This is a genomic window from Geodermatophilus obscurus (assembly GCF_900115395.1).
Lineage (GTDB): Bacteria > Actinomycetota > Actinomycetes > Mycobacteriales > Geodermatophilaceae > Geodermatophilus > Geodermatophilus obscurus_B.
Window position 1 is genome coordinate 117,174 of the sequence record NZ_FOWE01000004.1, and the last position, 22,475, is coordinate 139,648.

General features: G+C 75.1%; 25 protein-coding genes. 15 read left to right on the plus strand and 10 right to left on the minus strand.

Annotation, left to right across the window (positions count from 1 at the left end; all coding sequences use genetic code 11):
- Window positions 1-13 precede the first annotated feature (13 nt).
- Complete coding sequence (locus tag BM165_RS09070; RefSeq protein ID WP_075013226.1) at window positions 14-799, minus strand: SDR family oxidoreductase; 786 nt, start codon at window positions 797-799, stop codon at window positions 14-16.
- An 87-nt stretch (window positions 800-886) separates the two neighbouring features.
- Between BM165_RS09070 and mshA the strand changes: the two genes are divergently transcribed.
- Genes mshA through BM165_RS09095 form a run of 5 tightly spaced genes read left to right on the plus strand, consistent with a single transcriptional unit; the run spans window position 887 to window position 5,549 of the window.
- The gene (gene mshA, locus BM165_RS09075; RefSeq protein WP_075013227.1) at window positions 887-2,212 is read left to right on the plus strand and encodes a D-inositol-3-phosphate glycosyltransferase; all 1,326 of its coding nucleotides are present in this window, start codon (window positions 887-889) and stop codon (window positions 2,210-2,212) included.
- A complete protein-coding gene (locus BM165_RS09080) occupies window positions 2,209-2,820 on the plus strand; it encodes a type III secretion system chaperone family protein (protein WP_244274148.1) in 612 nt (203 codons plus the stop codon). Before mshA ends, BM165_RS09080 begins: the two co-directional genes overlap by 4 nt.
- Window positions 2,817-4,415, plus strand: coding sequence for an MFS transporter (locus tag BM165_RS09085; RefSeq protein WP_075013228.1), 1,599 nt, complete (start codon window positions 2,817-2,819; stop codon window positions 4,413-4,415). Before BM165_RS09080 ends, BM165_RS09085 begins: the two co-directional genes overlap by 4 nt.
- Before the next feature lie 10 nt (window positions 4,416-4,425).
- Window positions 4,426-4,728 (plus strand): hypothetical protein, encoded by a 303-nt coding sequence (locus tag BM165_RS09090; protein WP_143108097.1) that lies wholly within the window; start codon window positions 4,426-4,428, stop codon window positions 4,726-4,728.
- A 50-nt stretch (window positions 4,729-4,778) separates the two neighbouring features.
- Window positions 4,779-5,549 (plus strand): phosphoglyceromutase, encoded by a 771-nt coding sequence (locus BM165_RS09095; protein ID WP_244274149.1) that lies wholly within the window; start codon window positions 4,779-4,781, stop codon window positions 5,547-5,549.
- Window positions 5,550-5,613: 64 nt separating this feature from the next.
- Here BM165_RS09095 and phoU read toward each other — a convergent pair whose 3' ends face one another.
- Window positions 5,614-6,273 (minus strand): phosphate signaling complex protein PhoU, encoded by a 660-nt coding sequence (phoU, locus tag BM165_RS09100; RefSeq protein WP_075013231.1) that lies wholly within the window; start codon window positions 6,271-6,273, stop codon window positions 5,614-5,616.
- 218 nt (window positions 6,274-6,491) lie between these two features.
- Between phoU and BM165_RS09105 the strand changes: the two genes are divergently transcribed.
- Both BM165_RS09105 and BM165_RS09110 read left to right on the plus strand, forming a co-directional pair.
- Window positions 6,492-7,709: a sensor histidine kinase gene (locus BM165_RS09105; protein WP_244274150.1), complete on the plus strand. Its 1,218-nt coding sequence runs from the start codon at window positions 6,492-6,494 to the stop codon at window positions 7,707-7,709.
- On the plus strand, window positions 7,706-8,386 hold the full coding sequence (locus BM165_RS09110) for a response regulator transcription factor (RefSeq protein WP_075013232.1): 681 nt from the start codon (window positions 7,706-7,708) through the stop codon (window positions 8,384-8,386). Before BM165_RS09105 ends, BM165_RS09110 begins: the two co-directional genes overlap by 4 nt.
- Window positions 8,387-8,705: 319 nt before the next feature.
- On the opposite strand, the gene BM165_RS09115 is transcribed toward BM165_RS09110, so the two are convergent.
- Both BM165_RS09115 and BM165_RS09120 read right to left on the minus strand, forming a co-directional pair.
- Window positions 8,706-8,927: a DUF3072 domain-containing protein gene (locus tag BM165_RS09115; RefSeq protein WP_075013233.1), complete on the minus strand. Its 222-nt coding sequence runs from the start codon at window positions 8,925-8,927 to the stop codon at window positions 8,706-8,708.
- Window positions 8,928-8,937: 10 nt separating this feature from the next.
- Window positions 8,938-9,147, minus strand: a complete 210-nt coding sequence (locus tag BM165_RS09120) for a hypothetical protein (RefSeq protein ID WP_075013234.1) — start codon at window positions 9,145-9,147, stop codon at window positions 8,938-8,940.
- 81 nt (window positions 9,148-9,228) lie between these two features.
- On the opposite strand from BM165_RS09120, the gene BM165_RS09125 reads away from it, so the two are divergent.
- On the plus strand, window positions 9,229-10,230 hold the full coding sequence (locus tag BM165_RS09125; protein WP_075013235.1) for a helix-turn-helix domain-containing protein: 1,002 nt from the start codon (window positions 9,229-9,231) through the stop codon (window positions 10,228-10,230).
- Here the strand turns inward: BM165_RS09125 and BM165_RS09130 are convergent.
- The 3 genes from BM165_RS09130 to BM165_RS09140 all read right to left on the minus strand — a co-directional run bounded on the left by BM165_RS09130 (window position 10,227) and on the right by BM165_RS09140 (window position 14,173).
- Window positions 10,227-11,078 (minus strand): class I SAM-dependent methyltransferase, encoded by an 852-nt coding sequence (locus tag BM165_RS09130; protein ID WP_244274151.1) that lies wholly within the window; start codon window positions 11,076-11,078, stop codon window positions 10,227-10,229. The two genes, BM165_RS09125 and BM165_RS09130, sit on opposite strands and share 4 nt — an antisense overlap.
- A gap of 10 nt (window positions 11,079-11,088) precedes the next feature.
- Window positions 11,089-13,272, minus strand: coding sequence for a bifunctional MFS transporter/dTMP kinase (locus tag BM165_RS09135; protein WP_075013236.1), 2,184 nt, complete (start codon window positions 13,270-13,272; stop codon window positions 11,089-11,091).
- Between the two features lie 94 nt (window positions 13,273-13,366).
- Entirely contained in the window at window positions 13,367-14,173 is an 807-nt protein-coding gene (locus BM165_RS09140; RefSeq protein ID WP_075013237.1) for a DUF3109 family protein, read from the minus strand.
- 84 nt (window positions 14,174-14,257) lie between these two features.
- Here BM165_RS09140 and BM165_RS09145 point away from each other — a divergent pair, with 84 nt between their 5' ends.
- Entirely contained in the window at window positions 14,258-15,202 is a 945-nt protein-coding gene (locus tag BM165_RS09145; protein WP_075013238.1) for a Ppx/GppA family phosphatase, read from the plus strand.
- Complete coding sequence (locus BM165_RS09150) at window positions 15,202-15,927, plus strand: hypothetical protein (RefSeq protein ID WP_075013239.1); 726 nt, start codon at window positions 15,202-15,204, stop codon at window positions 15,925-15,927. Before BM165_RS09145 ends, BM165_RS09150 begins: the two co-directional genes overlap by 1 nt.
- A 24-nt stretch (window positions 15,928-15,951) precedes the next feature.
- Here BM165_RS09150 and BM165_RS09155 read toward each other — a convergent pair whose 3' ends face one another.
- On the minus strand, window positions 15,952-16,521 hold the full coding sequence (locus BM165_RS09155) for a type 1 glutamine amidotransferase domain-containing protein (RefSeq protein WP_075013240.1): 570 nt from the start codon (window positions 16,519-16,521) through the stop codon (window positions 15,952-15,954).
- A 97-nt stretch (window positions 16,522-16,618) separates the two neighbouring features.
- Here BM165_RS09155 and proC point away from each other — a divergent pair, with 97 nt between their 5' ends.
- From proC to BM165_RS09180, 5 genes are all read left to right on the plus strand, one after another.
- The gene (proC, locus tag BM165_RS09160; protein WP_075013241.1) at window positions 16,619-17,437 is read left to right on the plus strand and encodes a pyrroline-5-carboxylate reductase; all 819 of its coding nucleotides are present in this window, start codon (window positions 16,619-16,621) and stop codon (window positions 17,435-17,437) included.
- Window positions 17,438-17,688: 251 nt separating this feature from the next.
- Window positions 17,689-18,030, plus strand: a complete 342-nt coding sequence (locus tag BM165_RS09165) for a helix-turn-helix domain-containing protein (RefSeq protein WP_244274152.1) — start codon at window positions 17,689-17,691, stop codon at window positions 18,028-18,030.
- 325 nt (window positions 18,031-18,355) lie between these two features.
- Window positions 18,356-18,454, plus strand: a complete 99-nt coding sequence (locus BM165_RS09170) for a 30S ribosomal protein bS22 (protein WP_012854759.1) — start codon at window positions 18,356-18,358, stop codon at window positions 18,452-18,454.
- Window positions 18,455-18,464: 10 nt separating this feature from the next.
- Entirely contained in the window at window positions 18,465-19,583 is a 1,119-nt protein-coding gene (locus tag BM165_RS09175; RefSeq protein ID WP_075013242.1) for an NAD-dependent epimerase/dehydratase family protein, read from the plus strand.
- Window positions 19,576-20,484: a lysophospholipid acyltransferase family protein gene (locus BM165_RS09180; protein ID WP_075013243.1), complete on the plus strand. Its 909-nt coding sequence runs from the start codon at window positions 19,576-19,578 to the stop codon at window positions 20,482-20,484. The genes BM165_RS09175 and BM165_RS09180 overlap by 8 nt, the downstream gene beginning before the upstream one ends.
- Before the next feature lie 79 nt (window positions 20,485-20,563).
- On the opposite strand, the gene BM165_RS09185 is transcribed toward BM165_RS09180, so the two are convergent.
- Both BM165_RS09185 and BM165_RS09190 read right to left on the minus strand, forming a co-directional pair.
- Window positions 20,564-21,469 carry an HAD family hydrolase gene (locus BM165_RS09185; RefSeq protein WP_075013487.1) on the minus strand — a complete coding sequence of 302 codons (906 nt, stop codon included), beginning with the start codon at window positions 21,467-21,469 and terminating at the stop codon, window positions 20,564-20,566.
- A 201-nt stretch (window positions 21,470-21,670) separates the two neighbouring features.
- Window positions 21,671-22,387 (minus strand): sigma-70 family RNA polymerase sigma factor, encoded by a 717-nt coding sequence (locus tag BM165_RS09190; RefSeq protein WP_075013244.1) that lies wholly within the window; start codon window positions 22,385-22,387, stop codon window positions 21,671-21,673.
- Window positions 22,388-22,475 lie beyond the last annotated feature (88 nt).

A 22,475-nucleotide genomic window follows, 5' to 3' on the forward strand; every position in this document is an offset into this window, starting at 1 on the left:
TCGACGGGGCGGCTCACCCCTCGCGGTGCACCCGGTGCTGCGCGGCCTGGGCGCGCGGGCGGACGACGAGCAGGTCGACATTGACGTGGTGCGGCCGGGTGAGCGCCCAGGCGATGCAGTCGGCGACGTCCTCGGCCACCAGCGGCTCCCGCACGCCGCGGTAGACGGCGTCGGCGGCCTCCCGGCTGCCGGTGCGGTTGAGCGAGAACTCCTCGGTGCGGACCATCCCGGGCGCGACGACGACCACCCGCACGGGCTCGCCCACCAGCTCCAGGCGCAGCGTCTCGGCCAGCGTGTGCACGCCGTGCTTGGCCGCCGTGTAGGACGCCCCGCCCTCGTAGCTGACCATCCCCGCGGTCGAGCCGACGAACAGCACGTCGCCGGCGCCCGAGGCGCGCAGCGCCGGCAGCAGCGCCTTCGTGAGCCGGACGGTGCCGAGCACGTTGACGTCGTAGGTGCGCGCCCACGAGTCGAGGTCGGCCTCGGCCACCGGGTTGGTGTCGAACGCCCCGCCGGCGTTGTTGACCAGGACGTCGACCTGCGCCACCGCGGCCGCGAACCCCTCGACGGAGGCCGGGTCGGTGACGTCGAGCGGCAGCGCGCGGGCGCCGATCCTCTCCGCCAGCGCGGTCAGCCGGTCCAGCCGCCGGGCGCCCAGGACGACGTCGAAGCCCTCGGCGGCCAGCCGCTCGGCCGTGGCGGCGCCGATGCCGCTGGAGGCGCCGGTGACGACGGCGGTGCGTCCCGACCCCGGCAGGACGCGCGGACCGGACGGTGAGACATCTGCGACACCGGGCATAGAGCCATCCTGACGCTGTTGCAGGATGGAGAGTCGACAGGGGTGCTGGGACGGCGCCCGCGACGGGGACCAGGGCGGGAGGTCGGAGTGGCTGCTCGCCGCCTCCTCCCGCACCGCACGCCGCGCCGGGTCGCCACCATCTCGGTGCACACCAGCCCCCTCGACCAGCCCGGCGCCGGCGACGCCGGGGGCATGAACGTCTACGTCGTCGAGGTCTCCCGCCGGCTGGCCGCCCGGGGCATCGCCGTCGACGTCTTCACCCGCGCCACCTCCAGCGACCTGCCCCCGGTGGTCGAGATGACCCCCGGCGTGACGGTGCGGCACGTCAGCGCCGGGCCGTTCGAGGGCCTGGGCAAGGAGGAGCTGCCGGCGCAGCTGTGCGCCTTCACCGCCGGGGTGCTGCGCGAGGAGGCCCAGCACGAGCCGGGGCACTACGACGTCGTCCACTCGCACTACTGGCTCTCCGGCCAGGTCGGCTGGCTCGCGCGCGACCGGTGGAACGTGCCGCTCGTCCACACCGCGCACACCCTCGCCAAGGTCAAGAACGCCGCCCTGGCCGACGGCGACCGGCCCGAGCCGCGGCTGCGCGTGATCGGCGAGGAGCAGGTGGTCGTGGAGGCCGACCGGCTGGTCGCCAACACCGCCGACGAGGCCCGCCAGCTCGTCGACCACTACGGGGCCGACCCGCGGCGCACACTCGTCGTGCCGCCGGGTGTCGACCTCGACCGGTTCACCCCCGGCGACCGGCTCGCCGCCCGCCGCGCCCTCGGCGTGCCCGCCGACGCCGTCGTGCTGACCTTCGTCGGGCGCATCCAGCCGCTCAAGGCACCCGACCTGCTGCTGGCCGCGGCCGCCCGGATGCTCGCCGACGACCCCGCGCTGCGCGACCGGCTGCGGGTGCACGTGGTGGGCGCGCCCAGCGGCTCGGGCCTGGAGGCACCGCGCCAGCTCGAGGAGCTCGCCGCGCACCTGGGCATCGCCGACCTCGTCCGGTTCCTCCCGCCGCAGGCGCCCGACCGGCTCGCGCTGCACTACCGGGCCGCCGACGTCGCCGTCGTCCCCAGCCACAACGAGTCCTTCGGGCTGGTGGCCCTCGAGGCGCAGGCGTGCGGCACGCCGGTGGTGGCCGCCGCGGTCGGGGGCCTGCCCACCGCCGTCCGCGACGGCGTCTCGGGCGTGCTCGTCGCCGGCCGTGACCCCGCCGCCTACGCCGCGGCGATCCGCGCGGTGCTGGCCCGCCGCCCGCTGCTGGCCGCCGGCGCCCGCCGGCACGCCGCTGCCTTCTCGTGGGACCGCACCGCCGACGCGCTCGTCGACGCCTACACCGCCGCGGCGGCCGAGCGGGCCGGTGCCGTCCGGCGCGCGCTGCGGCCGGTCATCGGCGTCCCCCTCGGCACGCAGGTGGCCTGGTGAGCGCCGACGGCGACGACGGAGCCCGGATGGCCCGCGACGACGTCGTGGCGGGGCTGGACGCGGTGATCGACCGGACGCTGCGCGACGCGGAGCTGGTGCACGAGCACCCCGCGCCCGGCCGCTGGCTGGTCGACCTGCCCGGCACCCACAAGCTCAAGACGGTGTGCGGGCTGGTCGTCGGCGAGCACGCGCTGCGGGTCGAGGCGTTCGTCTGCCGCCAGCCCGACGAGAACCGCGAGCAGCTGTGGACGCACCTGCTGCAGCGCAACGCCCGCATGTACGGCGTCGCGTGGTCGGTCGACCGGGTCGGCGACGTCTACCTGACCGGCCGGCTGCCGCACGCCGCCGTCACGCCCGAGGAGCTCGACCGGGTGCTCGGCGCGGTGCTCAGCTACGCCGACGACTCGTTCAACACGCTGCTGGAGATCGGGTTCGGCAGCTCCATCCGCCGCGAGTGGGAGTGGCGGGTCAAGCGCGGGGAGTCACTGCGCAATCTCGAGGCCTTCGCCGCCTTCGCGCAGGCCGGTCGCGGGTCCGGCGGCACGGCCGACGCCGGGTCCGGCCGGCGGGACGGTGGGGGAGGCGCCACCCCGGACGGCGGGGTGTGACCGCGACCGAGCGCGACCGGGCCGCCGGGGACGCCGAGGAGGACCCCGGCCACCCGCGGCGCTGGTGGGTGCTCGCCACGATGACCGTCTGCCTGCTCGTGGTGATCACGGGCAACACCACGCTCAACGTCGCGATCCCGACCCTGCAGCGGGAGCTCGGCGCCACCCAGGGCGAGCTGCAGTGGGCCGTCGACGCCTACATCGTCGTCTTCGCCGGGCTGCTGTTCTCCTGGGGCGTCGTCGGCGACCGGATCGGCCGCCGTCGCGTGCTCCTGATCGGCCTGGGCGTGTTCGCCGCCGGGTCGGTGGCCGCGGCCTTCTCCGGCAGCCCGCTGGAGCTCATCGCCTGGCGCGCGGTCATGGGCGTCGGCGGCGCGGCCGTGCAGCCGACCACCCTCGCGGTCATCACCAACGTCTTCCCGGCCCGCGAGCGCGGCCGGGCGATCGGCATCTGGGCGGCCACTGCCGGTCTCGCCGTCGCCGGCGGCCCGCTGGCGAGCGGCGCGGTCCTCACGCACTTCTGGTGGGGCGCGATCTTCCTCATCGGCGTCCCGGTGGCCGTGCTCGGCATCGCCGGCACCCTGGCGTTCGTCCCGGAGTCCCGCGACCCGTCGCCGGGGCGGCTCGACGTCCCCGGCGTCCTGCTGTCGATCGCGGCGCTGGCCGGGCTGGTCTACGGGATCATCCACGGCGGCTCCGGGGTGGGCTGGGGCACGCCCGGCGTCCTGGTGCCGCTGGTCGGCGGCGCGCTGCTCATGGTGCTGTTCGTGTGGTTGCAGCGGCGGTCGGCGCACCCGGCGCTCGACGTCTCGCTGTTCCGCGACCCGGCGTTCTCCGCCGCCGCCGCGGCGCTGGCGCTCAACTTCTTCGCCCTGATGGGTGCCACCTTCTACCTCGTCTACTACCTGCAGGGCGCGCGCGGCTACGACCCGCTGCAGTCCGGTGCAGCGCTCATCCCGGTCGCGCTGGGCATGGCGGTCATGGCGCCGCAGAGCTCCCGGCTGGCCGAGCGGTTCGGCGCGAAGGCCGTCTGCGCCGCGGGCTTCGTGCTCATCACGCTGTCGTTCCTGGCGTTCCAGCTGCTCGACGAGGCCGCACCGCTGTGGCTGCTGCTCACCGCGCTGAGCGTGCAGGGCCTGGGGATGGGGGCGGTCATGGCGCCGGCCACCGAGTCGATCATGTCCGTCGTGCCGCGGGAGAAGGCCGGGGCCGGGGCCGCGGTGAACAACACCGTCCGCCAGGTGGGCGGCGCGCTCGGGGTGGCCATCCTCGGCTCGGTGCTGGCCACCGCGTACGCGGCCGGCGTGGGCCGGGCCGTCGACGTGCTGCCCGCGGATTCCCGCGCGGAGGCCAGCACCTCCATCGCAGCGACCCTGGAGGCGGCCCGGACGGCGGGGACGCAGGCACGCGCGGCCGGCGACGAGGCCGCCCTCGCCGCGGCCGTGCAGCTGGAGGACACCGCCCGCGACGCCTTCGTCTCGGCGATGCACGTGACCGCCGTCGGCACGGCCGCCGCCTCGGCGGTCGCCGCCGTCGTGGTCCTCGTCTGGCTGCCCGGCCGCCGGCCGGGCGCGCGGGCGTCGCCCTCCGCCTAGCGTGGGGCGCGTGCAGGACCCACCGGTGCAGCAGGAGCGGACGGGGCGCGCGCTGATGGGCGTCGTGGCCGCGACCGGCCTGGTGTACCCGCTGCTGCTGTGCGCGGTGCAGCTGGCGCTCGCCCAGCTGTTCGTCGTGGACGTCGGCGCGACCGTGCTGTGGCTGGGCGTCTCCCTCGCCTGCAGCGTGGCGCTGGTGGCGGCGGTGCGCTGGGGCGCGGCCCGGCGGGTGCGCAGCCCGTGGCTGCTGCTCGGCCTGGTGCCGCCGGTCCTCTACGAGGTCTGGGTGCTCTGGCCGCTGCTGACCCGGTGACGCGGGTCTCGGGGCGCAGGGTCCCGGCCGGGTCGGGCAGGATGGACGGCGTGACGCAGTCTGCGGTGAACGGCCCCGGGACCCTCGTGCTCCTCCGCCACGGCGAGAGCGAGTGGAACAGGGCCAACCTGTTCACCGGCTGGGTCGACGTCGAGCTGTCGGAGAAGGGCCGCACCGAGGCCGCCCGCGGTGGGCAGCTCCTCACCGAGCACGGCCTGCTGCCCGACGTCCTGCACACCTCGCTGCTCCGGCGCGCGATCACCACCGCCGAGCTGGCGCTGGCCGCCGCGGACCGGCAGTGGATCCCGGTGCGCCGCTCCTGGCGGCTCAACGAGCGGCACTACGGCGCACTCCAGGGCAAGGACAAGGCCGCCACTCTCGCCGAGTACGGCGAGGAGCAGTTCATGGTCTGGCGCCGCTCCTACAGCACCCCGCCGCCGCCCATCGAGCCCGGCAGCGAGTACTCCCAGGACGGCGACCCGCGGTACGCGTTCCTGCCCCCCGAGGTGCGCCCCGCCACCGAGTGCCTCGCCGACGTCGTCGTGCGGATGCTGCCGTACTGGTACGACGCGATCGTCCCCGACCTCCGCAGCGGCGCCACCGTGCTGGTCGCCGCGCACGGCAACAGCCTGCGCGCGCTGGTCAAGCACCTCGACGGCATGGGCGAGGACGAGGTCGTGGGACTCAACATCCCCACCGGCGTCCCGCTGCGCTACGAGCTCGACGCCGACCTCAGGCCGGTGAAGCCCGGTGGTGAGTACCTCGACCCGGAGGCCGCCGCCGCCGCGATCGAGGCGGTCAGGAACCAGGGCAAGAAGTAGCGGACGACCGCACGACCAGGGGCTCCCGACCGGGTGGGCGGGAGCCCCTCGTCGTGCGCGGGTCTCAGCCCGGGATGGCGGTCATCTCGCGCTCACCGGTGACGAGGAAGACCACGCGGCGGGCGACGCTGACGGCGTGGTCAGCGAAGCGCTCGTAGTAGCGCCCGAGCAGCGTGATGTCGATCGCCGACTCCATGCCGTGCGGCCAGCCGGGGCTGAGCAGCTCGGTGAACAGCTGACGGTGCAGCTGGTCCATGAGGTCGTCCTCGCGCTCGAGCTCGGCGGCGGCCTGCACGTCGAGCTTGGCGATGACCGCGCCGGTCTTGCTGACCAGGCTCTGCGCGACGTGGCCGGCCTCGAGGAAGATCGGCCGCACCTCGGCCGGGACGGCGGACTCGGGGAAGCGCATCCGCGCCAGCTTGGCCACGTGCACCGCAAGGTCGCCCATGCGCTCGAGGTCGGCGACGATCCGCATCGCGGTGGTGACGGTGCGCAGGTCGGTGGCCACCGGCTGCTGGCGGGCCAACAGGGTGAAGCAGCGCTCCTCGATGCTCTCGCGCACCGCGTCGACGTGCTGGTCCCCGGCGATGACCAGGTCGGCGAGCGCGACGTCGGCGTCGAGCAGGGCGGTGGTCGCCTTGTTCATGGCCGAGCCGACCGAGTTCGACATCTCCACCAGGCAGGTGTTGATGTCCTCGAGTTCTTCACGGTAGTGCTCGCGCACGGGTCCTCCTCGTCGGCCGGCGCACGCCGGGCACCGCCGTCCGGACACCTCCTGCTCGGTGCGCCGTCGCCTGTACACGAGGGTAGGTGCTGGATGGCGGCTGCGAGTCGCAGGGCGATGAACGCGGGGACACCCGAGCGTGAACAAACTCTGTACCCGGTTCCGGCGCCACCCACACGGGGGATGACCACGTCGTCGTGCGGCCTAGCATCGGCGCCGTGAGCCTGCTGGCCGCCCTGTGCGGTCTCGTCGTCGGCGTGGTCCTGGGGGCCGTCGCAGTCCTGCTGGCCTCGCGGCGCTCCGCCGCGGCCGAGCAGGCCGACGCCGACCCCGGGGACGCCGAGCGCGAGGCCGCGCACGCCCGCCGGTTGCTCGACCTGATGGACCCCGCCGTGGTCATCCTCGACAAGGACGACGCGGTGGTGGTCGCCAACCCGGCGGCGCGCGCGCTCGGCATCGTCCGCGAGCGGCGGCTGCTGGTCCCGGCGCTGCAGGGCCTGGTCCGCGAGGTGCACGCCTCGGGGAGTCGGCGGGCCGACGTGTCGCTGCCCGGCGAGGTCGTCGGGGGCGGGTCGCGGCTGGTCGGCGTGCACGGCATCCCGCTCGACGCCGTCCCCACCGTCGTCCCGGGCCCGGTCGCGCTCGTGCTGCAGGACGTCACCGAGGCCCGCCGGGTCGAGGCCGTCCGCCGCGACTTCGTCGCCAACGTGGGACACGAGCTCAAGACGCCCGTCGGTGCGCTGGGCCTGCTCGCCGAGGCCATGCAGGGTGCCGCCGACGACCCCGAGACCGTCCAGCGCTTCGCCGCCCGGATGGCACACGAGGCCGACCGGCTGGCCAAGCTGGTGCGCGAGCTGATCGACCTCTCGCGGCTGCAGGGCGCCGAGCCGCTGCCGGAGCTCGTGCCCGTCGACGTCGACACGGTGCTCGCCGAGGCCGTGGACCGCACCGGCCTCGCCGCCGCCGCGAAGGGGATCAGCATCGCCGTCGGCGGCCGGCGCGGGCTGGTGGTGCGCGGTGTCGAGTCCCAGCTCACCACCGCGGTGACCAACCTGCTGGCCAACGCCGTCGCCTACAGCCCCGAGAACACGAGGATCGCCGTCGGGGCGCGGGCGCGCGGCGGGGCGGCCGAGATCGCGGTGACCGACAGCGGGATCGGCATCCCGCGTGCCGACCGCGAGCGGGTCTTCGAGCGCTTCTACCGCGTCGACCAGTCCCGGGCGAGCAGCACCGGGGGAACCGGGCTGGGCCTGGCCATCGTCAAGCACGTGGCCAGCAACCACGGTGGCTCGGTGAGCGTGTGGAGTGAGGAGGGGCTCGGCTCCACGTTCACCCTCCGCATCCCCCTGGCGGTCGAGGACCCCTCCGACCGCCCCGATCCCACCGGTGCGGCGCCCGACGCCGCTGCCGGGGTCCTCCAGGAAGGACGGTCATGACCCGAGTGCTCGTGGTGGAGGACGAGGAGTCCTTCTCCGACGCGCTGTCCTACATGCTCGGCCGCGAGGGGTTCGAGGCGGTCGTCGCCGCCACCGGACCCGACGCGCTCGCCGAGTTCGACCGCGCGGGGGCCGACATCGTCCTGCTCGACCTCATGCTCCCCGGCCTGCCGGGCACCGAGGTCTGCCGGGCGCTGCGCTCACGGAGCAACGTGCCGATCATCATGCTCACGGCCAAGGACTCCGAGGTCGACAAGGTCGTCGGCCTCGAGCTCGGCGCCGACGACTACGTCACCAAGCCCTACTCCGCCCGCGAGCTGGTCGCCCGCATCCGCGCGGTGCTGCGCCGCCGCGGCGACGTCGAGGCGCCCGCCGACGGCGCGCTGGAGGCCGGCCCGGTGCGGATGGACGTCGAGCGGCACGTGGTCGCCGTCGACGGCGAGCCGGTGTCCCTGCCGCTCAAGGAGTTCGACCTGCTCGAGCTGCTGCTGCGCAACGCCGGCCGCGTGCTCACCCGCGGGCAACTCATCGACCGGGTGTGGGGCTCGGACTACGTCGGGGACACCAAGACGCTCGACGTCCACGTCAAGCGGCTGCGGGCCAAGATCGAGCCCGACCCCGCCAACCCCAAGCACCTGGTGACGGTGCGCGGCCTGGGCTACAAGTTCGAGCAGTAGTCGAAGGACCCCTTCGCCCCCCACCGCTCGCACGCTCGCGGCGGGGCCCTGCGAAGGGGCCGTTCCAACACGTCACCTGCCCCCACCGCTCGCACGCTCGGGGCGGGGCCCTGCGAAGGGGCCGTTCCAGCACGTCACCTGCCCCCACCGCTCGCACGCTCGGGCCGGGCCCCGTCCCGAGGCTCGCCGCGAGCTCGCGAGCGGTGAGGAGGACGGTCCTTCTGCCTGCGAAGGGGCCGTTCCAGCACGTCACCTGCCCGCGGTGGGAACTGCAGGAGGCCCGTTCCGACTCGTCACCGGGCCCGGGGGCCGGGCGGGGTCACTGACCCCGCCCGGTCTCCTCCTGCAGCTCGTCGATCTTGATGGACGCGTCGGCCTTCGTGATGTCGTCCGGCACGTCCTCGCCGGCCTGGCGGGCCAGCGTGTGCAGGTAGCTCTTCTGCGCGCCGGTGGCGGGCTCGTCACCGGTCACCCAGTCCGACGGGTCCTTCTCGGCGCTCGGGTCGCCGGCCTGTCCGGTGTTCACGTTCGATTCGCTCATGTGTTCGATGCTAGGCGCGCGCGAGCTCCGCCGCAGGCCGAGCGGGCGCCGCGGCCGGGCGGGACTCCCAGCGACGGCCGGTCCGGTAGACGTGCACGCTGCCGCAGGCGGGGCACTCCACCGACAGTGCGAGGTGGGTCGGGTGGTTGGCGACCGACCGGATCCGCCGGTCGGCGACCAGCTCGTCGGTCCGGGTCACGGGGCAGGTGATCAGCAACATGCGATGAGCCTGCTCCGGCTCCCGGGACCCGACGAGTGGCAGGGGTGACATGGACCGCGTCATTCCTGCCATGATGACGCGGTGACCGGATCCGACCGCCCGCTCGTCGTCAGCCTGCTCGCCGGGGACGGCGTCTTCGGCGCCTTCGGCCTCGGCGTCGCCGCCGAGGTCTTCGGCTACGACTACACCCGCGTGGGCATGCCGCGCTTCGACTTCGCGGTCGTCTCCCAACGGCCGGGGGTCGTGCGCACCGACACCGGCCTGGCCCTCTACGTCGAGCACGGTCTCGAGCGCCTGGCGGTGTCCGACATCGTCCTGGTCACCGCCTGGGAGAAGCTCTCGGCGCCCGTCCCGGCGGTGGTCCTCGACGCGCTGCGCGCCGTGCACGCCCGCGGCGCCCAGATCGTCAGCCACTGCACCGGTGCCTTCGTCGTCGCGGCGGCCGGCCTGCTCGACGGGCGGCGGGCCACCACCCACTGGCGCTACGCCGGTGAGCTGGCCGCCCGCTACCCGCAGGTCGACGTCGACCCCCGCGTGCTCTACGTCGACGAGGGCACGATCATCACCGGCGCCGGGACGGCGAGCGGCGTCGACGCCCTGCTGCACCTCGTCCGCCGCGAGTGGGGCTCCGCCGCCGCGAACGCGCTGGCCCGCGAGATGGTCGTCCCCCCGCACCGCGACGGCGGGCAGGCGCAGTTCATCGACACCCCGGTGGCCCGCTGCGAGGACGACCTGCTGGGTCTCGTCCTCGACTGGGCCCGGGCGCACCTGGCGGAGGAGATCAGCGTCGAGGTGCTCGCCCGGCGCGCGCTCATGAGCCCGCGCAGCTTCGCCCGCCGCTTCAAGGCCACCACCGGCACGACGCCGCACGCCTGGCTGCTGGCGCAGCGGCTGGCCGCCGCCGAGACCCTGCTCGAGGAGAGCGACGCCCCGGTCGAGGAGATCGCGCGCTTGGTGGGGTTCGGCACGGCCGCCGGGTTCCGCGAGCAGTTCGCCCGCCGCCGGGGCGTCTCCCCGCGGGCCTACCGGCAGACGTTCCGCACGGCCACGGCGGTGCCGGCCGCGGAGGGCTCGGCGGCCTAGAGGGGGATCGGCCGGGCGACGCCGACCAGGGAGTCCAGGCGCCCGGCGTTGCCCGGCGCCAGCGGGCTGCGCACCACGCGCGTGAGGGCGAACCCGGCCCGCGCCAGCACCATCGCGTGCGTGCGCGGGCTGAAGTGCCAGATGTGCTCGGCGGGCTTGAGGGTCCACCACCGGGTGCCGAGCAGCCGGGCCGGCAGCGACGAGACGTAGGGCGTCGAGAACAGCACCACGCCGTCGTCGGCCACCAGCGACCGCGCCGTCCGCCAGAAGTCGAGCGGGTCGGGCACGTGCTCGACGGTGTCCCACGCGCACACGACGTCGAAGCCGGGGGTCAGCGGCGCGTCGGCGAGCTGGCCGCAGGAGACGTCCAGGCCGAGGGTCTCGACGGCGTGCCGGGCGCCGGTGCGGGAGAGCTCCACGCCGGCGGTGTCCCAGCCCGCCGTCCGGGCGGCGTCGAGGAACAGGCCGTAGCCGGCGCCGACCTCGAGCAGCCGGCCGCCGGGCACGCGACCGCGGACCCGGTCGAGCAGGGCCAGCCGGCCGGCGGTCCAGGTGCGCTGCAGCAGCATCGCCGGGTCGAACCGGCGCGGCTCCTGTGCGGCGTCCCCGTACACGCCGCCCTCGAAGTAGCCGACGTCGTCGTAGAGGCGCTGGAGGGCCTCCGGCCGCAGCCGGGGGCTGATGAACACCAGGGAGCACGACGGGCAGCGGACGACGCCGAACGGCGGGAGGTCGTGGACGGGCCGCCCGCGCACGCCGCAGAGGCAGCAGACGACCTCCTCGGTGTCCTCGGCGGTCCATGCCCCCGGGGAGCGGGGCACCGGGGAGGGGGTCACCGGGGCAGTCACGTGCGCCAGACTACGGAGCGCTCGCGGTCCCCCCGGTACCGGTCCGCGCCGCGCCGACCGGCGGGTCGGCCGCGCCGGCGGCGCCGTCGGACCGCTCGCCGTCGGCCTCGGGGTAGCGCTGGGCCAGCAGGGTGGTCAGCCGCGTCCTGACGGCGGCGGACACCAGTCCGTCGCCGTCGGCCGGGGCGGCGAGGTCGAGCAGCTCACCGGGGACGACGACGTAGCGGTCGGGAGCCGCGTCGGCGCGGGCGAGGAAGCCCGCGCGCACCGCCTCGGCGTCGGCGTCGGCCGGGCCCGCGGTGACCGGCGAGTCGACGACGACGGTGAGGTCGGGCAGCAGGCCGCGGGTGGCCCACAGCGACGTGCGGAAGATGCGGTCGGCGTCGAGGCCCTGGCCGGCGCCGTGGAAGGCGAGCGAGGTGTCCACGTAGTGGTTGCAGACCACGATCTCGCGCCGCTGCAGGGCCGGCCGGATGACCGTCGCCACGTGCTCGGCCCGGTCGGCGGCGGCCAGCAGCGCCGCGGTGTAGGCGGCCACCGGGCGGCCCTCGCCGTCGGTGAGCGGCTTGCCCGGGGTGGCCTCCGGCGTCGCCGGGTACAGCAGCTGGCGCACCTGGCGGCCCAGGGCGGTGTCGCTGGGCTCGTGGGTGGTCACGACGGGGCGGCCGGACCCGCGCAGGACGCGGGCGAGGTCGGCGGTGTAGCGGCGGGTGAGGTCGCGGTCGGCGCCCTCCACGACGACGAACAGCCCGACGCCGCTGGCCGACGCCGACAGGATGTCCGAGCTACCCCAGAGCAGGCGCAGCATGTCGCGCGGGCGGGTGCCCGACCGCCCGCGGGGGGCCACCTGCCGGACGGCGTAGGCGCTGACGACGAGCGCGAGGACCCCGCCCAGCATCAGCGTCAGGCCCGGGCCGGTGAGGGTGAGCACCAGCTCCCCGACGCGCAGGTCGTGCGTGCCGAGCAGCCCGGCGAGCCCGGGACCGACGGCGACCGCGAGCAGCAGCACGATGCGCACCGACGAGATGACGAAGGCGAAGACGCGCCCGCGCAGGCGGTCCTCGACCTCGAACCCGATGAGCGTGTAGCCGATGATCCAGCTGACCCCGGCGAACAGGCCGACGAGGAAGGCCGCGGCCGTGGCCAGGACGAAGTTCTGCAGCACCGACATCGCCAGCAGCGCGACGCCGGCCAGGCCGATCGACCGCGCGAACAGCGTGCGCCGCGGCACGGTCGGCAGGATCCGCGGCCCGGCGAGCATGCCCAGGGCCAGGCCGGTGAAGACGATGCCGAACACCACGCCGTAGCCGGCCGCGCCGGCGTCGAGGGTGGCGATGTAGAGCTGCGCGACGCCGATGATCAGACCGCCGGCGCCGAACGCGCCGATGACGCCGACGTAGAGGGCGCGCATCAGCGGCTGGCCCCGCAGGAACGAGACGCCCTCGACGACGAGGGAGAACACGTTGCCCGGCGCCTGCCGGTCGGTGGCCGTCGGCGGGATCAGCCGGCGGGACAGGAAGAAGACGGTCGCCGAGAGCGCGAAGCTGACGGAGTTGAACAGCAGCGCGACGACGATCGCCGTCCGCGCGGGGTCGGCCTCGCCGGTGCCGGGGAACACGCGGGCGGCCGTGGACAGCAGGGCGAACAGCAGCGCGGCGACCGGGACCGCGCCGTAGACGCTGAACAGCGAGACCTGGTTGGCCACCGCGAGCCGTTCCCTCGGCACGATGGCGACCCAGATCGCCTGCTTGGCCGGGTTGGTGAACAGCCCGACCGCCTCGACGAGGAACTGCGCGACGTAGAGCCAGGTCAGCTCGTAGCTGACCGCGATCGAGAGGTACAGGCCGCACGCCAGCAGCTCCCCGACGACGACCGTGACGCGCCGGTCCAGCCGGTCGGCCAGCGCGCCGGCGAGCGGGCCGAGCAGCAGGTCGGGCAGCAGGCGGGTGAGGATGACGCCGGAGATGGCCGCGCCCTGGATCGCCGTCGACTCGTCGCGGGTGAGCTGCTGAGCCATCGCGGTGGTGGCGAGCAGGCCCAGCCAGTCGCCGAGGCTGGAGACGGTGATCGCCGCCCACAGCCGCCGGAACACCGGGATCCGCACGAGTGCGACCAGCGCGTTGTCGCTGCGCTGCCCGCTCGGCGACGACCCCGACCCGCGCGCGCCCGAGCCCGCCGCCTGTCCGTCGATCACAGTCCTCGCCGTCCGGTCGATGCGGTCGTCCTGCGAAGGGTAGTGGCGCGGGCGGACGATCGGGGGCCGCCGTACCCGGAGGGACGAGCGGTGCTCAGGCGTCCGGCCGCCGGCGCTGCAGGGTCAGGGGCACCGGCGCGGGACTCGCCGGGTGCGGCGCGACGAGCCCCTGGTCCAGGCGAGCCTCGGTCAGCCGGCGCAGCTCGGCGTAGGCGGCGGGGCCCACCAGGGCGGTGAGCTCCGCGGCGTAGGTGAGCACGAGCGGCTCGGGGGAGACGTGCGCGGCCGGGGAGCCGGTGCACCACCAGTGCAGGTCGGCGCCGCCGGGTCCCCAGCCACGGCGGTCGAACTCGCCGATCGTGCTGACCAGCACCGTGCTGCCGTCGGCCCGCTCGACCTCCTCCTGCTCCCGGCGCACCGGCAGCTGCCAGCAGACGTCGGGCTTGGTCAGCAGCGGGTGCAGGTCCTCGCGCACCGCCATCCGGTGCAGGGCGCAGCCGGTGCCACCGGGGAAGCCCGGCCGGTTGAGGAAGACACAGGCGCCGTCGACGAGCCGGGTGCGCAGCGACCGGACGCCGCCCTCGTCGTCGGCCGCGTCCTCCTCGGTCCAGGCGCCACGCCCGACGGGTGCGAGCTGCCAGTCCTCGTCGGCGAGGTCGGCGACGGCGGCGGTGACCCGCGCGAGGTCGTCCTCGTCGCTGAAGAAGGCGCCGTGGCTGCAGCAGCCGTCGTCGGCCCGGCCGGGGACGACGCCCGCGCACCCGCGGCCGAAGACGCAGGTCCAGGCCGAGGCCAGCCAGGTCAGGTCGGCGCGCACGCGGTGCCGCGGATCGGCCGGGTCGGAGAACTCCACCCACTCGCGGGCGAAGTCCGGGTCGACCTCCGAGGGCGCGTCCTGCACCGGCCCAGGCTAGTGAGGGGACCCGCCCCACGCCTGGTCCCGCTCGGCACGAGCCTCCGGATCGGGGCCAGGCAGACTGGGCCCATGCGGCTAGGGGTGCTGGACATCGGCTCGAACACGGTCCACCTGCTCGTGGTCGACGCCCACCGCGGCGCCGAGCCCACCGCCCAGCACGACGACCGCTGGCTGCTGCGGCTGGCCGAGCACGTCGGCGCCGACGACGTCCTCTCCAAGGAGGGGGAGAAGGCCCTGGTCAAGGCCGTGCACAAGGCGTGCGACCAGGCGGAGAAGGAGAAGTGCGACGAGGTCCTCGCCCTGGTCACCTCCGCCATCCGCGAGGCGCGCAACGGCATGGAGGTCCTGGCCCGGGTCCGCCAGCGGACCGGCGTCGACCTCCAGGTGACCAGCGGGGAGGAGGAGGCCCGGCTGACCTTCCTCGCGGTGCGCCGGTGGTACGGCTGGAGTGCGGGCCGCCTGCTGGTCCTCGACATCGGCGGCGGGTCGCTGGAGCTGGCCACCGGCACCGACGAGGACCCGGAGGTGGCGCTGTCGCTCCCGCTCGGCGCCGGCCGGATGACCCGCCGCTTCCTGCCGGACGCCGCGACCGGGGGCCGGCCGGACCTCGCCGCGCTCAACGCCCTGCGGGAGCACGCCGCCGACGTGCTGCGGCCGGCGGTGAAGAAGCTGCACGCCGCCGGCGCGCCGGACCTCGTGGCGGCCACCAGCAAGACCTTCCGGACGCTCGCCCGGCTGACCGGTGCCGCGCCCTACTCCGCGGGCCTGCGGGTGCCGCGGGAGCTCAGCAGCGACGGGCTGGACCAGCTCCTCGGCTTCGTGTCCCGCATCGAGTCCCGCGCGCTGGCCGAGCTGCGCGGCGTGTCGCCGGACCGCGCGCACCAGGTCCCGGCCGGCGCCGTCGTGGCGCAGGCGGCGATGCAGGCCCTGGATCTACCCTCTGCCCGGATCTGCCCGTGGGCCCTGCGCGAGGGTGTCATCCTCCGGCGGCTCGACACCTTGGGAGGCGCGTGATGGCACAGCCCCGCAGGGAACCCGAACCGGGGCCGGAGACCGGCGGGCGGCCGCTGGCCGACATCCTCCGCGAGGCCGGCATCGAGGCGCCGCGCGGCGCCCGGCGGCGTCGCGGCGACACCGGTGACATCCCGGTCAAGCAGCGGCAGCGCGAACCCGACACCGACACCGACACCGGCCCCAACCCCGGGCGCCGGGCCAGCGACACCGGCCGGGTGGCCCGCGAGGCGGTGCGCCCGGCCCGGGAGGTCTCCCGGGACACCGGCCGGGTGACGGCGGAGAAGACCGGGCGGGGACCGGACGGCCCGACCACGGCGGCCATCCCCGGCATCCGTCCCACCCGCAAGCCCGGCGTCCCCGGCGCCGACCCCGCTCCCGCCACCGGACCCATCCCGGTGACCCGCGCCCGCGAGACCGACGTCCTCGACGAGCCGCTCGGTGCCCGCGAGGGCGCGCTGGCCTGGCTGCGCTTCGCCGGCGAGCTCGTGCTGGCGCTGGCCGCCGGCGTCGGCATCTACTTCCTGTCCACCGTCGTCTGGGAGCAGGTCCCCCAGGTCGCGGTGGTCCTCGCCCCGCTCGCGGTGACCGGCCTGGTCGCCGGCGTGGCCGCCTGGCGGCGGCGCACCGGGCGCGAGCCGGTGGGCCCGGTGCTGATCGCCGTCCTGGTCTTCGCCGGGACGCTGCTCACCATCGCCCCGGCCGCCGGGCTGCTCGCCGCCACCTGAGCCGGGGCGGGCAGCCCGCCGCGCTCACTCCTCGTCGTCGGCGTCCCCGCCGGGCGACTGCGCGAACTGCTCGACGATCGCGGCCGAGAAGGCGTCCAGGTCGTCCGGGTTCCGGCTGGTGGTCAGGTTGCCGTCGACGACGACCTCCTCGTCCACCCACGTGGCCCCGGCGTTGCGCAGGTCGGTCTGCAGCGACGGCCAGGAGGTCATCCGCCGCCCCCGCACGACGCCGGCCTCGGCGAGCACCCACGGCGCGTGGCAGATGGCCGCGACCGGCTTGTCGGCCTCGAAGAACGCCTTCACGAACGCGACGGCGTCGGCGTCGGCCCGCACGAGGTCACCGTTGATGACGCCGCCGGGCAGGACCAGTGCCGCGTACTCCTCGGGGTCGGCGAGGGCGACGGTCGTGTCGACCTTCCTCTCGTCGCCCTTGTCGATGTGCTGGTACATGGTGATCGAGCTGCTCTCCAGGGACACCAGCTCCGGCTCGGCGCCGGCCTCCTCCAGCGCCTGCCACGGCCGCTCGAGCTCGACCTGCTCGACCCCGTCGGTCGCGAGCACGGCCACCTTCATCCCGTCCAGTTCTCCTGCCATGCGGGCGCGGCTACCCGGGCCCGCAGGCCAGCACACGCGCGCGCACTACGGTCCGACCGGAGGTCCGACCGGACGACTCGACAGGCGGGAGCGGGCGATGGGGCAACGGCGGGGTCTGGCCGTCCTGGGCGGCGGCAAGATGGGCGAGGCGCTCCTGGCGGGGCTGGTGAAGCGGTCCGGTGCTGGCGACGTCCTCGTCAGCGAGCGGCACCCGGAGCGGGGGGTGGAGCTCGCCGCGCGCTACGGCGTCGAGGTCGTGGGGGTGGCCGAGGCCGCCGCCCGGGCGCGCGTCCTGCTGCTGGCGGTCAAGCCACAGGACCTGCCGGGGCTGCTGGACCTGCTCGCGCCCGAGGTCGAGCCCGGGCACCTGGTGGTGAGCATCGCCGCCGGCATCTCGACCGCGACGATCGAGGCGGCGCTGCCGGCCGGCGTGCCGGTGGTGCGGGTCATGCCCAACACCCCGGCGCTGGTCGACGAGGGGATGAGCGTGCTGTCGGCGGGGGCGTCGGCCGGCGAGGCCGACCTCGACGAGGCCGAGGCGCTGCTGTCGGCGGTCGGCCGGGTCGCGCGGGTGCCGGAGCACCAGCAGGACGCGGTCACCGCGCTGTCGGGCAGCGGGCCGGCCTACTTCTTCTACCTCGTGGAGGCGATGGTCGACGCCGGCGTGCTGCTGGGCCTGCCGCGGGCGCTGACCACCGAGCTGGTGGTGCAGACGGCGCTGGGGTCGGCGGTGATGCTCCGCGAGTCCGGCGAGCACCCGGCCCAGCTGCGCGACGCGGTCAGCAGCCCCGGGGGGACGACGATCGCCGGCATCCGCGAGCTGGAGCGGCACTCGGTGCGCTCGGCGCTCATCTCCGCCATCGAGGCGGCCGCGCGGCGCTCGGTCGAGCTCGGCCGAGCCGACGGGAACCGGTGAACCTAGCCCGGCTCAGCCGTCGACGGGTGGACGCTGCGTCACCGTGTCGACACATCTCCACATGGACGCGCCGATACGGGTGGGAAGCGAGTTGCATAGGTGTAGTTCTGCCCAGGACGGACCGTTCCGCATGTTCGTTTCTTCCATCGCTTCTGTCACGCGGGTCCCCCTACTCTCTGTATCAGCACGTGCGTGTCCCGTAGCCGGTGGGGAAGCCGGCGCCCGACTCGTGCTAGGTCCGGAGAACTGAGATGACCATGCCCCAGCGCACCAACGCCGCCTACGTCCGCCCGGCCGTCCCCGGCCCGCGCCCGATGGCCCGTCCGATCCCGGCCGCCGCGATGGCGCGCCCCGTGGGCCCGCAGCACCCCGCCGCCGTCCCGGTCGGCCGCCCCTCCGTCCCGCAGCCGCGCGCCGCCGTCACCTTCCTGACCGTCGCCGAGGTCGCGAGCATGATGCGCGTCTCCAAGATGACCGTGTACCGCCTCGTCCACGGCGGCGAGCTCTCCGCCGTCCGCGTCGGCCGCTCCTTCCGCGTGCCCGAGCGCGCCGTCCAGGACTACCTGCGCGACGCCTACACCGACATCGCCTGAGGAAGGACCACCTCGCCCCCACCGCACGCGAGCTCGGGGTGAGCCCCTGCGAGGTGGCCGTTCCAGCACCTCGCTCGCCGCGCCTGCGCGGACCCCTCCGGGGCCTGCTCGGCACGGCACCGGACGCAGCACTCCCCCCACGAGGGGCCGGCCCGGTTCCCGCGGCAGCGTCGCCGCGGGGGCGCCGGGTAGGCTCGGTCGCCGAGCGACGACCCCGGTCCGGCCGGAACCGTCGCACACGAGCTGATCACCACTCGCGTGGCGCCCGGTCCCGACCCCCGTGGTCGCCGGCGGGCGCCCGCGGCCACGACGTCGGGAGCAGGACATGGGTTCGGTCATCAAGAAGCGCCGCAAGCGGATGGCGAAGAAGAAGCACCGCAAGCTGCTGAAGAAGACCCGCGTGCAGCGTCGCAACAAGAAGTGAGCTGAGGCTCGTGCCGCCCGCGGTCGTCCTGGTCACCGGCGTGAGCCGGTGGCTCGGCGGTGCGCTGGCGGCCGAGCTCGCTCGCGACCCGGCCATCGACCGGGTCATCGGGGTCGACACCGTCCCCCCGTCGGCGGAGCTGCTCCGCCGTCTCGGCCGCACCGAGTTCGTCCGCGCCGACATCCGCAACCCGCTGATCGGCAAGGTCATCAGCACCGCGGCCGTCGACACGGTCGTGCACATGAACATCAGCTCCACCCCCGCCGGAGCCGGCGGGCGCGGGGCGATGAAGGAGCTCAACGTCATCGGGACGATGCAGCTCCTCGCTGCCTGCCAGCGCGCGCCGTCGGTGCGCCGACTGGTGCTCAAGTCGACCAGCGCCGTCTACGGCGCCTCACCGCGCGACCCGGCCGTCTTCACCGAGGCGATGCAGGCCCGCCGCGTCCCCTCGGGCGGCTTCGCGAAGGACAGCCTCGACATCGAGGGCTACGTGCGGGCCTTCTCCCGGCGCCGTCCCGACGTCGGGGTCGCCGTCCTGCGCTTCACCAACTTCATCGGCCCGCGGATCGACTCGGTGCTGTCCGGGTTCCTCCGGATGCCGGTCGTCCCGACGGCGCTGGGCTACGACGCCCGCGTCCAGCTGCTCCACGAGGACGACGCGCTGGGCGTGCTGACCCGGGCCACCACGGGCGAGTTCACCGGCACGGTGAACGCCGGGGGAGAGGGCACGTTGCTGTTGTCGCAGGTCATCCGCAGGCTGGGCCGGCTGCAGCTGCCGGTGCCCTCGCCGGCGCTGGGCTCCCTCGGCCGGCTCACCCGCCGGTTCGGCTACGTCGACTACTCACCCGAGCAGATGCGCTTCCTCAACTTCGGCCGGGTCGTCGACACCACCGTGCTGCGCACGGAGTTCGGCTACACGCCGCGCTACAGCACCGCCGAGGCGCTGGCCGACTACGCGCACACCGTCCCTCCCGTGGTGCCGCCCGACCTCGTCGGTGACGTGGCCGCCCGCGCGCAGGGGCTGGTCGCGCGGGCCGGCTCGGTGGCCTCCACGGTGGGCACCACCGTCCACGGTCGGCTGCGGCCTGCTCCGGCGTCGCCCGGGCTGAGGGCGGTGCGCGATGCCTGAGGCGCGCGTCATCCGGCTGCGTCCCGACGACGAGCAGTCGCACGTCCCGCCCCCGTCCGACCCGAGCTGGGACGAGCAGGTCGCCGGCGGGCTGGAGTTCCTGCGCCGCCGGGTGACCGGCGAGTACGAGACCGACGAGTTCGGCTTCGACCCCGACCTCACCGACCACGTGCTGCTGCCGCTCCTGCGGCCGCTGTTCTCCCGCTGGTTCCGGGTCGAGACCCACGGCGTCGAGAACGTGCCGAGCACCGGCGGGGCGCTGGTCGTCGCCAACCACTCGGGCACGGTCCCGGTCGACGCGCTGATGGCCACGGTGGCCCTGCACGACGACCACCCCGCGCAGCGCCGCTTCCGGCTGCTCGGCGCCGACCTGGTGTTCGACCTGCCCGCCGTCGGGTCCCTGGCCCGCAAGTTCGGCGCCACGCTGGCCTGCAGCGAGGACGCCGAGCGGCTGCTCTGCGGCGGTGAGCTGGTCGGCGTCTTCCCCGAGGGGTTCAAGGGGATCGGCAAGCCGTTCCGCGACCGGTACACCCTGCAGCGGTTCGGCCGTGGCGGTTTCGTCACAGCGGCACTGCGCACGGGCAAGCCGATCATCCCCTGCGCCATCGTCGGCGCCGAGGAGATCTACCCGATGATCGGCAACGCGCGGACGGTGGCCCGCCTCCTGGGCCTGCCCTACTTCCCGGTGACGCCGACGTTCCCCGCGCTCGGCCCGCTCGGCCTGGTGCCGCTGCCGTCGAAGTGGCTCATCGCGTTCGGCGAGCCGATCGAGACGGCGTCCTACGGCCCCGCGGCCGCGGAGGACCCGATGCTGGTGTTCAACCTGACCGACCAGGTCCGCGAGACGATCCAGCAGTCCATCTACCAGTTGCTCCTGCAGCGCAGCTCGGTCTTCTCCTGACGGAGGACCCTCGTCCCCCCACGCCTCGCACGCTCAGGCGGAGGGCTCCTGACGAGGGCCGTTCCAGCCCGTCACCAGGTCAGGCCCGCTTGCGGCGGAGGGCGACCGCGCCGCCGACGACGCCGCCGGTGAGCGCCGCCGCGGCGACCGTCGGGACGCCGATCCGCGCCGCCTTGCGGCCGGTGCGGAAGTCGCGGACGGTCCACCCGCGCGAGCGGGCGACGGCGCGCAGCTCGGTGTCGGGGTTGACCGCGACCGACGTCCCGGTCAGGGAGAGCATCGGCAGGTCGTTGGCCGAGTCGCTGTAGGCGGTGCAGCGGGACAGGTCGAGGTCCTCCCGGTCGGCGAGCGCCCGCACCGCCTCGGCCTTCGCCTCCCCGTGCATGAGCTCACCGACCAGCCGCCCGGTGTAGCGGCCGTCGACCACCTCGGACACGGTGCCCAGCGCGCCGGTCAGGCCCAGCCGGTGGGCGATGATGCTCGCCAACTCCACCGGGGTCGCGGTGACCAGCCACACCCGCTGGCCGGCGTCGATGTGCTGCTGGGCGAGGTTGCGGGTGCCCGACCAGATGCGGTCGGCCATGAGCTCGTCGTAGATCTCCTCGCCGGCCCGAGTGATCTCCGAGACCTCGCGGCCGGCGACGAAGGCCAGGGCGCTCTCGCGGATGTTGAGCATGTCGCCGGCGCTCTCGTTGCCGGCGACCCGGAACTTCGCCTGCTGCCAGGCGAACCGGGCGAGGTCGCGGGAGCTCAGGTACTTGCGGGAGGCCAGGCCGCGGGCGAACCAGAACAGCGAGGCGCCCATCATCATCGTGTTGTCGACGTCGAAGAAGGCGGCGGCGGTGCGGTCGGCGACCACGGTCGGGACCGGCTCGACCTCCGCGGCGGCCGCGGACGCCAGTCCGGCGACGTGCGCGCGGATCTCCTCCTCCGACGGCGACCCGTCCGGCCGGTGGCGGGCGGCGCGGCGGTCGCGGAACGGCATCCCCCGCACCGGCACCCCCTGACTCCGCGGACCGCCTGCCTCCGGGCGGCCCCGGTCGACCCTATCGGGGGCGCGGGGCGCCGCCGCCGGGCCTCATGGGGCGAGCGGCCGGGAGCCCGCCCCGCGGCCGGCCGGAGCGACGAGCCCGGTCGGGGTCGGTCACGCGGGCCGGCGGAGGGCGACCCGGTGGTGTGCGCAGGGTCAGCGCAGACCCTCCGGCAGCAGCGCGCCCAGCCGCCGCACGGCCCGGTGCTGCAGTGCCTTCACCGCGCCGTCCTTCTTGCCCATGACCGCGGCGGTCTCCGCCACCGACAGCCCGTGCAGGAAGCGCAGCGAGATGCACTCCCGCTGCTCGCTCCCGAGCCGGCGGATGCACGACAGGAGCTGCTCGTTGGTCAGCCGCGCGACGACGGCGTCCTCCGGGCCGTCGGTGGCCCGGTCGGCGTCGCGCATGTCGGCGGTGGCGACCTCCAGCCGGAACCGGCTGCTCTTCACGTGGTCGCGGACGATGTTGCGGGCGATGGTCACCAGCCACGCGCCGACGTCGCGGCCCTGGAAGGACAGCGAGTCGATCCGGCGCAGCGCGCGGACGAAGGTCTCGCTGGTGAAGTCCTCGGCCTGGGCCCAGTCGCCCACCCGGTGCAGCACGTAGCGGAAGACCAGCGTCACGTAGTGGTCGTAGAGCCGCCCGAACGCCTCGGCGTCCCCGTGCTGGGCGCGGTGCACGAGGTCCCAGACGTCGGCCCGGTCGCCGGGCGGGACCTCCCCGGGGACGGCGGCCGCCGCGGCGAGGACGTCGTCGCCGGGATCCCCGGAGGGGGACCCGGGAACGGCTTCGGCACTGCTGCGCGGGTGCGGTGCCGGGCGGGGGCGCGGTCCGGCGGCGGACAGCTCGTCCACCGGGCGCGACTGCGGCATGCGCGACGACCCCCCTCGTCGGCGTCCCGCGGTGCTGCGGGTCCTGTCCCATGGTGACAACATCACTGCGGCCCGTCCACGCCGGGCG